Below are 15,264 nucleotides of genomic sequence, written 5' to 3'. Positions count from 1 at the left end.
CCTTTTACCTTATATCAATCTATTTCATGTGGATGCTTATCCATTCCTTTGCAAGGACACTCATTTGAACCTGATTTATAAATTGTCCTTTTCTTAAACTTTCAGCTCTACAAATACCCTCTTGAGAAAAACCAACTTTCTTATATAAGTTTATAGCTTTTATATTTGTTTCAAGAACTCTTAGCCATATCCGATTTATTCCATATTCTAAAAATCCTACTTCTAATATTTTATTAATCGCATCATAACCATAACCTTTGCTTCTCATTGATGATTCAATAGCAATACTAAGTTCTCCACGCCTGTTTTTCCATGAAATATTAAATAACTCTACAATACCAATAAACTTATTGTTCTCGTCTACTATGGCATAGGATATATTGTTTTTCCCCTTGTAATCACTAAGTGATGGATGTTCAATTACACCTAACATTTCTTTTGCTTCATCATCTTGTAACATTCTAATTATCTCATCTAAATGCTCTTCTTCCAATTTCTTTAATTGTACGCTGGTTGACTTTTTCTTAATAACACTGGGAGTTTTGATAATTATAGGATTCAAATAATCATTATTATCAACAATAATATCACTTAGTTCCTTAGGGTTATGTTGTTCCATATATAATTTTTGAATAGGTATATATTTTCTGTTATACTTTTCAATGACAGCTTCACCAAGTAAACTGAAATCCCTCTTTGATGCTCTTTTTAGTACTTCATCAAAGGAAATATCTATAAATATCCTCATATGAAAATATTCATTAAGGGGCTGTCTATATAGTAGTACTCCTTCAAATAGCACTATAGTATCTTCATCTACAACATACTTTTTATCATTGACAAACTCATCCCTTTCAAGATTTAATAGCAGGAGTTCTGTATCTAATTTGTTTTCACTAACTATAGGCTTCATGATTTCATTTTCAATTTTAGCAAGATCAAATGCATTATTGAGATAAGAAATAATAGGATCCTTCTCCTTATTTCTTATGTTTGATGGATTATGAAAATCATCTATAGAAATAACTTGGCTTTTAAATCCAACCTTAAAAAGGTATCTAGCAAGTTCCTTTGTAAATGTTGATTTTCCAGCTGTATCCACACCATTAATGCCTACTATCATCGGTTTATTGCTTTGTTTTTTATTAATAATTTGCACTGCAATTTCTTTGTAAATCCCATTAATCTTACTAATAATCTTAGGTATATCTGCTGGGTTATCTGCAATAAAATCTGATTTCTTAAAGTCATCTCCACCATAACCATATGATACACCTACAGATAAGCATCTAGCTGCATCTGCTGCTTCAAAGTCTATTGAAGTATCTCCAACTATAATGGCACTACAGATTGCATTTTCATCTAGTATTTGCTTTATAATTTGAAATTTTTCTAAGCCTTCTACTCTTGGCTTTTTAATTTGAAAATATTCCTCTATATTAAAATGAGATAATATTTTATTCATATATTCACTACTGCCATTAGTACAAATTCCTACGGTATATCCTTCATTTTGAAGATCACTTAACATTTTTTTAACGCCTTCATATAACTGTGCTGATTTATTAATTAGCTTGTCTTCATTAACCTTAATTTCTGCTCTAATATCTTGAACTTCTTCTTTACTCAAACTTTCCCCAAACAATTCTCTGCATATGGCAGATGATGGTTTACCTATAAGTTTAAGAAGTCTTTCGTTATCAAATGGTTCAATTCCTTTTGATATACAAAAATGATTAATGGCATCTATAAATACTGTATTAGCTTTAAATAAAGTTCCATCTAAATCAAAAATAATAGTTGTATAACTATACATTCTTTTCCCCCAATGAAAGTTAAGGTAGTGTAAAATTCTTTACAAATACCTAAAACTAATAATTTTAATTAAAAGGAGATAAATTATTTTAAGTCAATTTACCTGCTCCATTTTATCTATTTATTTTATTCCTAAAGAAGTGTAAAAGAGGTTTGTACCACTCTTACTAAGATGCTATTAATTTTATAAAGCTTTTTAGTAATGAACTGCATTAACTCAAAGGTGTCCTTTGAATTATACTTTATTTCAATAGAAATCATAGATACTATCCCCCCATAAGTAGTGTTTTACATTTCTATCATTGAATATACTGGTATTGCTGTAAATATATACATATATTTAATGATAACAATAAAAAATACCCTTTACAATATATAAAGAGTATCTTTAACTTATTTTACAATTTATAGCATAATTAATTAACATAAAATAGCTGCAGTAATTCTAATATTTTAATCAGATTAACTTAAATCTAGCTTTAAAGGTATATCCAATGCTTGTTTTTACTCCTTAAGAAATACTCTCAAGCGCTTATATAAAGCAGCTTATTAATACCGTGAAGCCTCTCTCTATGGGTCACCACTTACTTTCAACATTATTTTCTTTTGGTCACTAATAATTCTTCTTATGCTTTTATCTGAAAGGTAATATTCTTCGCTAAGTTCCATAACCTTAGCTCCCTTACTATATTTATCATATATTTCTATGTTTCTTCTTTTTAAGGCTTCTCTTGAGCCACTCCGTTCGCCCCATCTCTTTTGTTCTTCTTCTCTTCTAGGTATATATAAATATTCCCCATCCACGTATTCTTGAATTACTTTAATTATATCTTTAGGTAAAATATTATGTGCATTAATATATTTCATATCTTTACTCCTTCGAAAAATTTATTTTTTCTTGAAGCAAAGACCAAAAAAACTGTTACAAAGCTATGTTTGCAACAGTTTCCCTTAATATACGAAGAAACAAATATATGAAAAGTCTTTATCAACTAACATGATGCTGAAAATCTGTACACTAAATAAAGCTCTTTAATATACATGAAAAAAGAACTTACTGTACCATAGAATTCAACATCAGCCATTTTAATAAAGTCCCCTCCAAGCAAAGCATAGCCGATTTAGTTCTTATGGCCTTCACAAGGAGTATATCTTAATCCCGATTCATTTTTACAAATCATAATTATTTATACCTTTCAAAAATACTTATTTCTAATTATGTTTAAATATAACAATTACATTATACAAGGTTTTCCCAGTAATATCAATTTAATAATTATAAAACTCCTCTTCTCAAAAGACTTTGGAAGAAGTTTTAATTTCAACAAAGTGGTAAGTATCCTACTTTAGTTTATTTCTAAGCAACTCCTCTCACAAAATTGCTACATATTCACCTGTACCGCCTTTAAATATACTTTATTTCCAGTAAGTCCCAGCCACCTAAATCCCTTATACCCTTATATATTCCCTATTCCCTTAAATCTCTATAAGACAAGTTACATAATATTTTGCTCTTAAACATTACAGAACCATTAATTAGATTGAAGAGCTTCTCTTAGCTCTGTTATGATTTTATTGTGGTTAGTCTTTGAAGTTTATCATTCCTAGTTCCCTATGAGGGTAAAAAACAAATAAATAAGTTATGGCTCAACAACAATATTCTTATTGAATGGTTTTATAATTATTCTAGCTATCTAATGTTCAAGTATGAATAATACCATATATAGACTTTAGATTATATGAATAATTTTAACTAAAGCATCTGAAAACCTGCTGCACTAAGCATGTATTATTGACCGTATCAAAAAGATGCCTTGGACAAGCCTAATGTTTTGTTTGGAAATTTTTAAGAAAAGAGGTGTTGCTTCTATGGAGGCTTTTATAAAAAAACATGAGTATAATTATATAAAAAAATGTTTATCGGACTTAAGTGATGCTTTTATAGGGTGTGTAGATATTAATGTTATTGAAGCAATTAAAGGATATATACAGGATAAGATGCTAAGTATTTTTACTGATTTATCAGTGGAAGAAAAAGAGCTACTAGATATTAGCAAAATAAATAAACCCTATCACATTGATAAATATTTAGATGAGTTAAATGAATATGTATATGGGATGCCAGTTATTACAAATGCTCAAATTGGTAGATTGTTTAAGAAGGAAAAGAAATATAAGTTGCCAAGCCAAGAGCTGCAGAACTTAAAGAATGTATATTTAGGTTGGATTGATGAGTCCATTAGAAAATTATTTATAGCTTACAATATGGATGGAAAGCTTGTAGGTATGGCTTGTAGAATTGCAAATCAAACCTCAAATAATGCTCATAGATGTATCCTTTGTAATCATGAAGGTGGACCCAGTGAAGTAGGTTTTGTTTCTCCTATTTGTAAAACAGCTAATACCTCAGAAGGGGCTTATCGTTCCATAGGCTTTGATATTTGCTTAAATAGCAAGAAGTGTAATGAACAGCTTGTATCTATCGAGAACCTTGAGAAACTTTTAAAAGATGTTAATAACATAAGATAATAATTTAGTATTAAAATATTTTGCTATATGTACTGGAAGTGAAAATTAATGCTTTAATTATATATGGAAGCTGCTGCTGATTTATAATCAAATTGACCCTTTCAAAAGAAATCTATTTTGGTTGGTATTCTACTATAATTGCCTTAACTCAATTAAGATTTTGTTATAGGGAACCAGAGTTTAAACTTATCTTATACATGAGTCCTACACTGGTTCCCTTAAGGGTTTATGAGGATGAATAAGTTAAAATTCCATCATGGAACCCTATATGGTAGAAAAATGAATATCCATCTTAGAACACTGTAATTAAGTCATAAATAAATGAGGAGTTATCTCCATTTGTCTATGGCTTTGATACATTTTAGAACCTATACTTATTATGAATCAGTATTCTTGCTTATTAGATGTAGATAAATTTTTCAATATCTCTTTCAATAAGACTTAAAGAACTTCTCCAAAATTCTATTGACTGAACATCAATATTCATTGTTCTTGCTAGGGTTTCAACAGTATTTACGCTTGTTTTACCTAGAAACTTATCATATTCATGAGCAAACCCTTGACCTCTTTTTATATATTCTGCATATAAGCCTTTTGAAAATAAAATTCCAAAGGAGTATGGAAAGTTGAGAAATTCATTATCAACCATGAAATATCCCGGCTTATTCATCCACATGTAAGGATGAATAGTTTCAATTTCAATACTATCACCATAGGCTTCTTTCATACAATGAATCATTAATTCATTTAATTCCTCAAGAGGCAGCGGTGCTGATTTTCTTCTGTTGAATAGCTCTCTTTCAAACAAATACCTTCCGTAAAAATCTACAATATAGTATGCAGCATCTGAAATACTTCTTTCAAGAATTGTTAGAGTTTCACTGCCAGGCAATATTTTTGCTAGTTCATTATTTAATATGGTTTCACAGAAAATTGAAGCTGTTTCTGCAATAGGAATTGGATAATCAGTATTTACCATAGTTTCTTCATAAAGTTTAGAGCTATGATACCCATGGCCAATTTCATGAGCTAATATGCTTACATCCACATAGTTGCCACTGAAATTAGTGCTTATCCTACTTTCTTTTATTGGGAAAATATCTACTGATAAACCAAAATTACCTTTTCCTTTACTTGGCTCAGCATGAATCCACTTATCTTCAAAAGCCTTTTTTGAAAAACTACCAAGGTTTTCGCTAAAGGTGTTTAAGCTGGATACAATTAAATCCTTAGCTTCCTTGTAAGTTACTTTTCTGGTGCTTTTAGATACTGGTGCATATATTTCATAAAAAGGAAGCTTGGAGTCATATCCTAAGATTTCAGCCTTTTTTAAGAAATACTTATGGAACACTGGCAAGGCTTCTTGTATTGCCTTCATCATAGTGTTTAAAGTTTCAATATCCATTCTTGAATTTATTAAAACCTTTTCTAAGGGTGAGTTGTACCCCCTTAATTCACAAATAGCTAAAGCTTCCCCACTAATTGCATTTATACATTTTGCACAAACTTGTGATAAATCTTTACATAAATCAGCTTCTTTATAATAAGCTATTTTCCTTAAGTGTCCATCACTTTCATACAGCATATTTCTAAGCTCAGCTATTGTTGCAGCTTCTACTTTTCCATTAATGGTAACACTCTCTTCAGTGGTACCTATTAACTCCATATAAAGTCTTTCCCAAGCTTTAGATCCAGTATTTTTCATCCTAGAAATAATAGTTTCTTCTTTATCACTTAGCAAATACTTTGACTTTACCATAAGTTCCTTAAGGTAAAATTCATGTTCTGAAAGATATTCAGAAGCACTTATTATCCCATGTAAATCTTTAACATTCTTAAGCCACCAACTAAATTTTATAAATGTATTAGTAAGTTCTGAATTCATATTCTCTAAATAGTCTAATGTATTCATAGCTTTCACGTTCTCACAGTCAACATTTAAAACCAAGTATGCATAGGAATATAATCTTGAATATATCTTTTTATACTCATTAATAGTTTTTAAAAACTCTTCAATTTTTAAAACACAGCTTTTATCCTTTTCCCAACTATGAATATCTAATCCTTTTAGAGAGTCTATATACTCTTTAATCAATTCCATATGATTTTTAAAATCCTCAGAATCAAATGAAGTATAAATTTTATCTAAGTTCCACGTTAAATCCATTAACTAACATCTCCTTATATATAACTTTCAATTTAAACTTTTCATTGATTCTTTCTTACATATTTACAACACTCCTAATAATATAATATGAGACTTAATTAATGGATTCATTTTTGTTATTTGTTTAATTTTACCATATCATTCTGATTTACTCAAATTATGTTCCAACGTAGATGCTTTGATTACTCTTAAAAAATCTACTTTAGTCAAGTGTTCTTTATTTATAATTCTTTTTATGGTAGCTGGCATAAAGCATTTCTTATAAATCATATCTTACAAACGGATATGTCTACTTATAACTTACTATCGTAGCATTTTTCCACTACACAGAAGTTTAATAAAATAAAGAAAGGCTTAAAGATTTTTTCTTTAAGCCTCAATAATACTTTCTATTAAATTAATATGACTATACTTCTCTAAAATTTGTATTATTTATAAAATAAACCATATTATCAGTCCATTCATCATCTTCGAGAATAAATCCTTGCCTTATACACTCAAACTTCATTCCTGCTGCTTCCGCTGTCTTCTGAGAAGCTATGTTATCTAAGTTTATATGAGCCTCTAATCGATGGAAGCCAAGTTCCTTAAAAGCTATATCATTCATAACCTTTACCATTTCACTTCCATATTCCTTCCCCCAATGCTGGTTAAGCAGCCAATATCCAACCTCTGCCCATTGAAAGCCTCCTCGTTTAATAGTTTTTACGATAACTCCACCCACATAACTACCATCATCCTTTTTGAAAACCCTAAACTCATAGCACCTATCATTTTTTGCATATTGTTCTAGCTTATCTGCAGTTTCTTTACAAAAATCTTCTGTAAAAATATCCGTTAGCTCAGTTTCCTCTTCGTGTCTATTTTGTCTTGGTGCTTGGCCTTTTAGGCCCTTCAGAATAGTTTCAAAATCAGTGTGCCTCATTGGCCTTACCACAAGTCTTTCAGATTCTCTTCTAATACTCATAAAATCCATTTCTTTACCCCCAAATTAACTTTTTTATCCCCTTTAAATTTCACTTTATAATCTCGTCATAGATCATATTATCTACTTCATTTAAACTTAATTCTATCTATATTATTTTAAATTGCACCTTTATAAATTATATCATTAAATATTTAAAGTTATATAATCATAAAGCATACTGTATTGTTTATGATATGGTTCACCGCACCAGAGATACCGTAGACTATTATAACAATTTCTGACTTGAAAACTTTTTAACATTTCTATTGACTCTTACCTTACAGGATACCTTACCATAACAATGTAAACAAAATATGTGCACATAAAAATATTATTGTTTTTATTTAGGTAGTTTGAATTTTAAAAGGAGGCAAAGGAATGTCAAGTATATTAAATAATAAATTAATTAGAGTATCATTATTATCTGGTTTATTTTCTCAACTTGGGATATGGATAAGAAATTTTTCAATACTACTCTTTGTAATGGATAAAACTCATGGAAATACAACTGCTATAACATTAATATCACTTTCAGAATATGTTCCTATTTTTATCTTTTCTATTCTTGGAGGAACATTGTCAGATAGATGGCAGCCAAAAAAAACTTTACTTTGGTGCGAGTTCCTAAGCGCTGGATCAGTATTTTTAATTTTTATAACTATTTGCTTTGGTTCCTGGAAAGCAGTTTTCTTTACAACTTTCTTCTCCGCTATTTTATCGCAATTTTCTCAGCCTTCTGGCATGAAGCTCTTTAAATGCTTTGTACCAGAAGAACAAATTCAAAAGACAATGTCTGCAGTTCAGACTATGTACTCTTTCTTTACTGTGCTTGGCCCTATAATTGGTACAATTATTTATCAAAACTATGGTATCAATGCATCTATTGCAATTGTATGTATTAGTTTTCTATTCTCTGCCGGAGTTCTTACCTTTATTCCAAAGGATATACTCATAGAAAAAAGTGATATGCCTGCTTCTGTTTTAAAAGATATGCTCAGCGGTATTCGTTATATGTTTTCTAGAAAAATTTTAAAGCTTTCAGGAATTTGCCTATTAATATTAGGACTCGCTGTAGGACTTATTTCACCACTTACAATATTCCTTGTTACGGAAAAACTTAGACTTCCAAAGGAGGCAGTTCAATGGTTAACAACAGTGTATGGTATTGGTGAAATTTTAGGTGGAATGTTTATATTTGCATTGGCATCAAAAGTATCTTATAAGAAACTGCTGCTTGTTGGACTATTATGTAATGCTAGTGGTATATTGATATTAGGTTTATCCTTTAATTTGTATCTTACATTATCTGCACAATTTCTTATTTCATTAACTCAACCATGTATTTTTATAGGAAATAATGTAATGATAATACAAAACACTGAAGCTGAGTTTATAGGCAGGATCAACGGGATAACAACACCGCTGATGACAGGTTCTATGGTAATTGCAATGAGTTTTACTACCATATTGGTAAAAATAACTTCACTTTCAACAGTATATATTACAGCTTCACTTTTATTTTCTGTTGGATTTATGGTTTCTACACTATTGCCAAACCTAAAGCCTGATAATGAGTCTGATGATAAAGCATTTGTTTAGACAAAAACTTTAATCAATAATTTAATTGAGGTGGTATACGATGTTATATAGCGTAAAAGAAGTAGAGAAGTTAACAGGGATAACTGTAAAAGCCCTTCATCACTATCATAAAATAGGACTTTTATTACCTTGTGAAATTAGTGATGCAGGTTACAGGTTTTATGGTGAACATGAACTTGAAAAGCTACAGCAAATCCTATTTTACCGTGAGCTTGATTTTTCTCTTAAGGATATTAAGAAAGCAATGGACAATGAGCCAAACCGTTTTGAGTGCCTGACAGAACAGAAGGAACTATTATTAGCTAGAAAGAAGAGAATAGCTAGATTATTAACAACTATAGAAAACTCAATAAATACAACAAAGAAAGGTGAGATTATGGATAAATCAGCTATGTTTAAAGGATTAAATAAAGAAGAATGGGAAAATGCTCTTTCAAAACAAAAGAAGTACATTGAGGATAAATATGATTATGATATTTTGAAGACTGAAGATATAGATGTTGAAGATTTAAATAAAAAAGCAGAAGAAGCCCAACAATTTCTTAAATCTATTTCAGAGTCTCTCACAAGTGGCATAAAAATTACAGATGAGGGATTGCAAAATCTATTGAAAAATCATATTACTTTCTTGAATGATAATGGTATAAGTTTAGATGCTGAATCATTTGCTCAGCAAGCCAAGTTTTTCTTGGAAGATGATTTTCATAGAAATATGCTTGAAGCTCAGCAAGTTGGGCTATGCTATTATCTCTATGCTGCAGCAGAAGCTTATGCTTCATTAAAATAGTTGCCTCATTCACAATTGACTAATTACTATATTTAATTAAATAGCACTATTATTTGTATATGTAGCTTGAATCATGATAGGGTGCTCCAAGCACCCTACATTTATTGTCTTCCAATGAAAGTCTACGTCATTTATGGTACGGTTCAGGGTATCACAAACTAAATATTCTCCTTCTATGCTAATAGGAAAAGAAATTCATCCAAAGAGTTTCTTTTCCTATTGCTACCTGACCTCATTAATATTCATTGCTAGTTTCGTAGCACCATTAGACTACTTTAGCTATTAGCTGAAGTAGTAAGAGCTTGTTTTCTTTATTAATCTTTATTTCCCAAGTATAACCTTGTAAGATTCATCTGATAATCCACTGGAGTTTAAGAATCTACAAAAATCTTTAAAGCTATAAATAACTTCTCTAACAACCTCATCAGTTACAGCATTGCTATCTTCCCACCACCAATTTCTTATTACTAAGGGTGCCTCACCCCTATGGATTTCTGGCTCAAACCTTGCTATTATTCTATCTCCATATAATACAGGAAGCACATAATATCCATACTTTCTTTTAGCAACAGGAACATAAACTTCCCAGGTATATTCAAAATCAAAGATATTCTTAACTAACTTTCTGTCCCAAAGAAGATTATCAAGGGGAGCTAAGAAGGATACCTTTTCAACAAAATTCTCTTCCAATCCTACAAGCAGATGTGAATCTTCTGATCTTATATAAAAATTCTCATTAACTCCTTCAACTTCAACCCTAAGGAGCTCTCCTTCAGAACACAACTCTTGTAGTATCTCACTTCTTAATTTCTTTTCTGAAACAAAATGACCTAGCCAACCGCCACCATTTCTATCCCAATACACTCCAATACTACCTATCCTTCTTTTGAAGTACCATTTATAAAAGCTTCTATCACAGTCAAATGGATCTTTCATATGCAAAATTTCTCTTGGAAGTGTATTTTCAATTAGGTCATAAACCCTTTGAACATTTTTCCTTTCCTTAACTCCTAAAACCCCAATATTAAACATATAATCCATAGCTGCACTAGAAAATTTCCCATGTCCCCATGTACCACTTTTAGTTCCTCCTAAGTCTATTTTAGAAGGTAAACAAGCGCCATTGTCTCCTATGTATTTTCTTATGGTGTCAACATAGGTAATTGCTTCTCTTGAGTTCCGACATCTGAGCACTTCTTCTATTTCTGACTTCCTCCTGGCTCTTACTCTTTCAAAATAAGGCCAATCTTCAACAGAATAGATAGACATCATCTTGTCCCATCCATCTATTAATTCTCTATCCTCATACATAAGTTCTTCTAGCATCTTTGGTTTATAGTTTTCTATTCTAGATTGTAGTATAAGATCTATATTTCTTCCTACTACATTTAATGGGTCATATTGTAAACACCCAACTCTTTTAACAAACTCTTTAATCCCTTCATATCCTTTAAATACCTTTGGGTTTTGTAATCCTTGATAAATAATTAAAAACTTTCTCAACTGTTCTTTTGATAAATATATTTTTTCCATAAAACCCTCTCCAACAGAAGTTATAACTAATTTTTTCTCTTAAAATAATAATCATCCTATTTCATTATACTTTTTTCTTTGATTTGATTCAGTTCTACTTCTGGCAATTCATCCTTTTTAAGCTCAACAATGAAAGGTATATCATTTTTTCTTCTAGGATTTAAGGTAACGCCTGCATAGCCTCCCTTCTCACCATTAATTTTTCTTTACCAACCTCAGAACTATCTTAATTATAGCCTATTACAACTTCATATTTACTGTATAGAATGTGCTAAAGATACTATCTATATAATTATATTTTCCTCAAGTGACTAGTATCGATTTTTACTAATCCACCTCTATTTTCGTTATTTTTAGCAGCAATAAAATTAGTATACGCAATTGGGAAACTTCCTCTAAAAGCTGCAGTAAAGCTTAATAACACTAATGTTGATGCTATGATAATTGCTTATCGAAAATGTATCAACTTTTTCTGAGAAACTGAATAATATCGTCATATTCCTTACCTCTAGCGGTTGGTGTTGCCTGAATTACATATATTTCTTTCTCATTGGGCACCACAGTAATATTTTGACCTCCATATCCTCTGCACCCATAAAAATCCTTCCCTAGCCACCACAGATATCCATAGTTAGGATTACATTTTGATGGAGAGATTGCTTCATTAATATACTTACTAGAAACAATTTGTTTATCCTCATATACACCACCCTGAAGAAAAAGCTGACCTAAACTTAGCATTTCACGGGCTGTCAAATTTGAAGGTCTTTCCTTATCCCCGCCATTTCCTTCTCCTGCTTCTGCACAGCTATAAGCAATACCACAGCTACTTCTCCACCATAAGCCACTTTTTATATTTAAGGGTTTATACAGGTTGTCATTTATAAATGAGAAAATATCTCCCCCCACTACCTTCTCCAACACCGCAGTGAGCAAAATCACATCAAATTCGCTGTAATTAAACTTTGAACCTGGAACCTGCACCATATCCGTTTCTGAAATATGTTCTACCCAATTTGGACTCTTACGAAGAACAGTAAGCTGTGGGCAATGATAATGTACACCACCTACCCAATAGATACCAGAGGTCATGGTTAAAAGGTTTCTTAGGGTAATGCCCCTATGGTAAGGATGGATTCCTTGATTAAAGTCCTCTAGATACCTGCACAAAGGTTCATCCAAACCTTTTATAAGACCTTTATCAAGACAAATTCCTGTTACTATAGAAAGAATACTTTTTGACACAGAGCGGATCACGTTTCTGCTGTCCTTTGTATAACCATTATAATACCGTTCCACAATTACCTTGCCATCTTTCCATAAGAGCACAGAATTTACTAGTTTGTATTGTTTAGTTTTAATATATTCATCTAATTCCATATCTTTATTCATGGTAAGTACCTTCCTATCAATGAGGAACTATTTTCCTTCAGCTCCTTTGGTGTGCCTGTAGCAATAATTTCTCCGCCTTCTCTTCCTCCACCTTTTCCTAATTCTATTATATAGTCACAGTTTGCAAGCATATGTACATCATGCTCTGTAATAATAACAGAATTACCACATTCAACTATCTCATTTAAAAGTGTGAGCAGCCTTTCAGTATCGTGTAAGGATAGCCCCGTTGTAGGTTCATCAAGAATATAAAGAGATCCTTTACTTTTCTTTTTCGAAGTCTTCCTACCTAGCGAAAGTTCCTTTGCCAGCTTTATTCTTTGGCTTTCCCCTCCTGAAATGGTAGGTATAGATTGTCCAAGAGTAATATAACCCATGCCCACCTCCTTTAAAATCCCTAGAACGTTGCATATTCCTTCATCCTTATCCTTAAAAAACTCCTCTGCTTCATCAACACTCATATTTAAAACATCGCAAATATTCTTACCCTCTAGTAAAATAGCTCTGGCTTTATCTATATACCCAGTGCCTTCACAATCGTCACAAACAAGGTCCATGAAACTTCCGTAGCCCACATAATGATGAACTATGCCTTCTCCCTTACATCTAGGACAGCCTCCCTCTGAATTCCTTGTGAACATGGAAACTGTACACCCATTTTCCTTTGCTGACTCTGTTGCAGCGAAAAGACTTCGAATTTTGTCCATAATGCCAATATAAGTTGCAGGACAAGAGGTCTTGTTTCTCCCTATTGGCTTTTGGTCTATTATAAAACAAGCCTTGAGATGCTCCGTTCCTGTAATTATAGTATCAGTTACCTCTTCAACCTCATACTCTTCATCCTCTAGAACACAGTTGTTTTTCAAAAGTTCCTTTAGCCTTGGAACTAAAGTATCTGATATTAAGCTTGATTTTCCACTTCCAGATACCCCAGCAATTCCTACCATTACACCTAAAGGGATGTCCACAGCTACGTTTTTCAAGTTGTGTAAGTTAGCATTTTCAATTCGCAACACCTTTTTATCCTCTAGGCTTCGGTATTTTTCTTTAATGTAAAACCCAGCCTCCTTGGTTAAATAAGGAGCAGTTCTTGATTCCTTACACTGCAGAAAATCCTCATAGGTTCCTTGAAAAATCCTTCTTCCCCCATTTATCCCTGCACCTGGTCCCATATCAACAATATAATCAGCATTCCTCATAAAGCCTTCATCATGCTCTACAGCAACAACGGTATTGCCATCTTCCACTAACTTCCTTAGAAGCTTAAATAGACTCTCCTTTTCTACCTCATGAAGTCCTATGGTAGGTTCATCAAATACAAAGATAATGGAATCCATAGCTGCCCTAATATAGGAAGCCAAGAAGACCCTTTGTAGTTCCCCTCCTGACAGTGTAGGAATCTTTCTTGCAAGGGAAAGATGACCAAGTCCAACTTCTGAGAGCCCCTGTAAACTCTTTAGGATTTTATCCACCAAAGGATTCTTTCCTCCTCCATAGGTGTTTAAGAAATTGTATATATCTCCAATGTACATCTCCTCTATTTCCCTTATGGTTTTACCCCCGATCCTTGTATGAAGAGCTGCAGTTCCTAACCCAACACCCTGACATTTAGGGCAAGTCTTCATACCTACGTAACTAAGTTTAGTAATCCAATTTTCTCTTCCACGACCCTTATGATATTTATAACTTTCCATGAGCCATGGAACTACTCCCATAAATCCAGTTGCCCCAGCAAAGCCTCCACCATCTCCGTACTTAAAGAGACGAAATTCCTCCTCGCTTAAGGACCTTAAAGTTCTTTTTCTATTTACACCATAGATTTTGTCAAATCTCATGTAGAAATGATTATAGTGAGTTTGGTTTCCACCAAAGAGATTTTCAATTGTCATATCCATATCCTGAAATATGGAATCCTCATCTACCGAAAAAACAGCTCCTGCTCCACGACATCTAGTGCACATGCCTTTAGGTGAACCTTTTTGAAAGTTCGCAATCTGAAGAGGGGTTCCATCATCATACTGTTTATCAATTTCTCCATAATGAGCAAAAAGAGCCGCTAGCATGGCATCAAGATTAATCCTGGTTGCCACTGTGCTCCTTGGATTACTTTGACGAATAATCCTCTGTTCCACTGCAACAGTTGGTGATAACCCTGTAATACTATCAAAACTCTCTTTCTTATCCACAATAAACTGTGAACCTGAAAAAGTCAGATATCTCTTTTTCCCTTCTTCGTACAAAGTGTCAAAAGCAAGGCTTGACTTTCCACTTCCCGACACCCCAGTAATCACTGTAAGTTTATTTTTAGGAATCCTTACATCCACACCACACAAATTATTAATCCTTGCATTGTTTATTTCAATAAAATCCTTCACTGTAACAATTACCCCTTCACCCTGAAATACTATCAATTCTAATAGATAAATAAATTCTCGATTGAACATAGAAACCTCTTATCCAATGACCAATCCTATC

Annotated in this window: 11 protein-coding genes; 3 read left to right on the top strand and 8 right to left on the bottom strand. The window is 32.2% G+C overall.

The features are described 5' to 3' along the window. Positions 1 to 19: 19 nt before the first annotated feature. The 3 genes from J2Z44_RS15880 to J2Z44_RS15875 form a co-directional block, all read right to left on the bottom strand. The gene (locus J2Z44_RS15880; RefSeq protein WP_021281665.1) at positions 20 to 1,816 is read right to left on the bottom strand and encodes a GNAT family N-acetyltransferase; all 1,797 of its coding nucleotides are present in this window, start codon (positions 1,814 to 1,816) and stop codon (positions 20 to 22) included. Positions 1,817 to 1,947: 131 nt separating this feature from the next. Then, positions 1,948 to 2,076 carry a hypothetical protein gene (locus J2Z44_RS21875; protein WP_021281664.1) on the bottom strand — a complete coding sequence of 43 codons (129 nt, stop codon included), beginning with the start codon at positions 2,074 to 2,076 and terminating at the stop codon, positions 1,948 to 1,950. A 309-nt stretch (positions 2,077 to 2,385) separates the two neighbouring features. Continuing rightward, a complete protein-coding gene (locus J2Z44_RS15875; RefSeq protein ID WP_021281663.1) occupies positions 2,386 to 2,682 on the bottom strand; it encodes a CD3324 family protein in 297 nt (98 codons plus the stop codon). A 1,002-nt stretch (positions 2,683 to 3,684) separates the two neighbouring features. Here J2Z44_RS15875 and J2Z44_RS15870 point away from each other — a divergent pair. Continuing rightward, entirely contained in the window at positions 3,685 to 4,344 is a 660-nt protein-coding gene (locus tag J2Z44_RS15870; protein ID WP_021281661.1) for a FusB/FusC family EF-G-binding protein, read from the top strand. Positions 4,345 to 4,744: 400 nt separating this feature from the next. Here the strand turns inward: J2Z44_RS15870 and J2Z44_RS15865 are convergent, their stop codons facing one another. Next, positions 4,745 to 6,511, bottom strand: coding sequence for a M3 family oligoendopeptidase (locus J2Z44_RS15865; protein WP_021282595.1), 1,767 nt, complete (start codon positions 6,509 to 6,511; stop codon positions 4,745 to 4,747). A gap of 406 nt (positions 6,512 to 6,917) precedes the next feature. After that, positions 6,918 to 7,487 (bottom strand): GNAT family N-acetyltransferase, encoded by a 570-nt coding sequence (locus tag J2Z44_RS15860; protein ID WP_021282594.1) that lies wholly within the window; start codon positions 7,485 to 7,487, stop codon positions 6,918 to 6,920. A gap of 369 nt (positions 7,488 to 7,856) precedes the next feature. On the opposite strand from J2Z44_RS15860, the gene J2Z44_RS15855 reads away from it, so the two are divergent. Then, positions 7,857 to 9,077: an MFS transporter gene (locus tag J2Z44_RS15855; protein ID WP_021282593.1), complete on the top strand. Its 1,221-nt coding sequence runs from the start codon at positions 7,857 to 7,859 to the stop codon at positions 9,075 to 9,077. Between the two features lie 40 nt (positions 9,078 to 9,117). Beyond that, the gene (locus J2Z44_RS15850) at positions 9,118 to 9,864 is read left to right on the top strand and encodes a MerR family transcriptional regulator (protein ID WP_021282592.1); all 747 of its coding nucleotides are present in this window, start codon (positions 9,118 to 9,120) and stop codon (positions 9,862 to 9,864) included. A 321-nt stretch (positions 9,865 to 10,185) separates the two neighbouring features. On the opposite strand, the gene J2Z44_RS15845 is transcribed toward J2Z44_RS15850, so the two are convergent. The 3 genes from J2Z44_RS15845 to J2Z44_RS15835 all read right to left on the bottom strand — a co-directional run bounded on the left by J2Z44_RS15845 (position 10,186) and on the right by J2Z44_RS15835 (position 15,233). Continuing rightward, the gene (locus tag J2Z44_RS15845; RefSeq protein WP_209649798.1) at positions 10,186 to 11,397 is read right to left on the bottom strand and encodes a winged helix-turn-helix domain-containing protein; all 1,212 of its coding nucleotides are present in this window, start codon (positions 11,395 to 11,397) and stop codon (positions 10,186 to 10,188) included. A 462-nt stretch (positions 11,398 to 11,859) separates the two neighbouring features. Beyond that, positions 11,860 to 12,789 carry a serine hydrolase domain-containing protein gene (locus J2Z44_RS15840; protein WP_021282589.1) on the bottom strand — a complete coding sequence of 310 codons (930 nt, stop codon included), beginning with the start codon at positions 12,787 to 12,789 and terminating at the stop codon, positions 11,860 to 11,862. Continuing rightward, complete coding sequence (locus J2Z44_RS15835; protein ID WP_021282588.1) at positions 12,786 to 15,233, bottom strand: excinuclease ABC subunit UvrA; 2,448 nt, start codon at positions 15,231 to 15,233, stop codon at positions 12,786 to 12,788. The genes J2Z44_RS15840 and J2Z44_RS15835 overlap by 4 nt, the downstream gene beginning before the upstream one ends. Between the last annotated feature and the right edge of the window lie 31 nt (positions 15,234 to 15,264).

Origin of the sequence: Clostridium punense (assembly GCF_017874425.1) — a bacterium.
In the GTDB taxonomy this organism is placed as follows: Bacteria; Bacillota; Clostridia; order Clostridiales; family Clostridiaceae; genus Clostridium_J; species Clostridium_J punense.
This window is presented reverse-complemented; position numbering and strand designations above follow the sequence as displayed.

Bases quoted from the DNA above. Each gene is read 5' to 3' on its own strand.
- J2Z44_RS15880 (WP_021281665.1), bottom strand. From the start codon at position 1,816: ATGTATAGTTATACAACTATTATTTTTGATTTAGATGGAACTTTATTT.
- J2Z44_RS21875 (WP_021281664.1), bottom strand. From the start codon at position 2,076: ATGATTTCTATTGAAATAAAGTATAATTCAAAGGACACCTTTGAGTTA.
- J2Z44_RS15875 (WP_021281663.1), bottom strand. From the start codon at position 2,682: ATGAAATATATTAATGCACATAATATTTTACCTAAAGATATAATTAAA.
- J2Z44_RS15870 (WP_021281661.1), top strand. From the start codon at position 3,685: ATGGAGGCTTTTATAAAAAAACATGAGTATAATTATATAAAAAAATGT.
- J2Z44_RS15865 (WP_021282595.1), bottom strand. From the start codon at position 6,511: ATGGATTTAACGTGGAACTTAGATAAAATTTATACTTCATTTGATTCT.
- J2Z44_RS15860 (WP_021282594.1), bottom strand. From the start codon at position 7,487: ATGGATTTTATGAGTATTAGAAGAGAATCTGAAAGACTTGTGGTAAGG.
- J2Z44_RS15855 (WP_021282593.1), top strand. From the start codon at position 7,857: ATGTCAAGTATATTAAATAATAAATTAATTAGAGTATCATTATTATCT.
- J2Z44_RS15850 (WP_021282592.1), top strand. From the start codon at position 9,118: ATGTTATATAGCGTAAAAGAAGTAGAGAAGTTAACAGGGATAACTGTA.
- J2Z44_RS15845 (WP_209649798.1), bottom strand. From the start codon at position 11,397: ATGGAAAAAATATATTTATCAAAAGAACAGTTGAGAAAGTTTTTAATT.
- J2Z44_RS15840 (WP_021282589.1), bottom strand. From the start codon at position 12,789: ATGAATAAAGATATGGAATTAGATGAATATATTAAAACTAAACAATAC.
- J2Z44_RS15835 (WP_021282588.1), bottom strand. From the start codon at position 15,233: ATGTTCAATCGAGAATTTATTTATCTATTAGAATTGATAGTATTTCAG.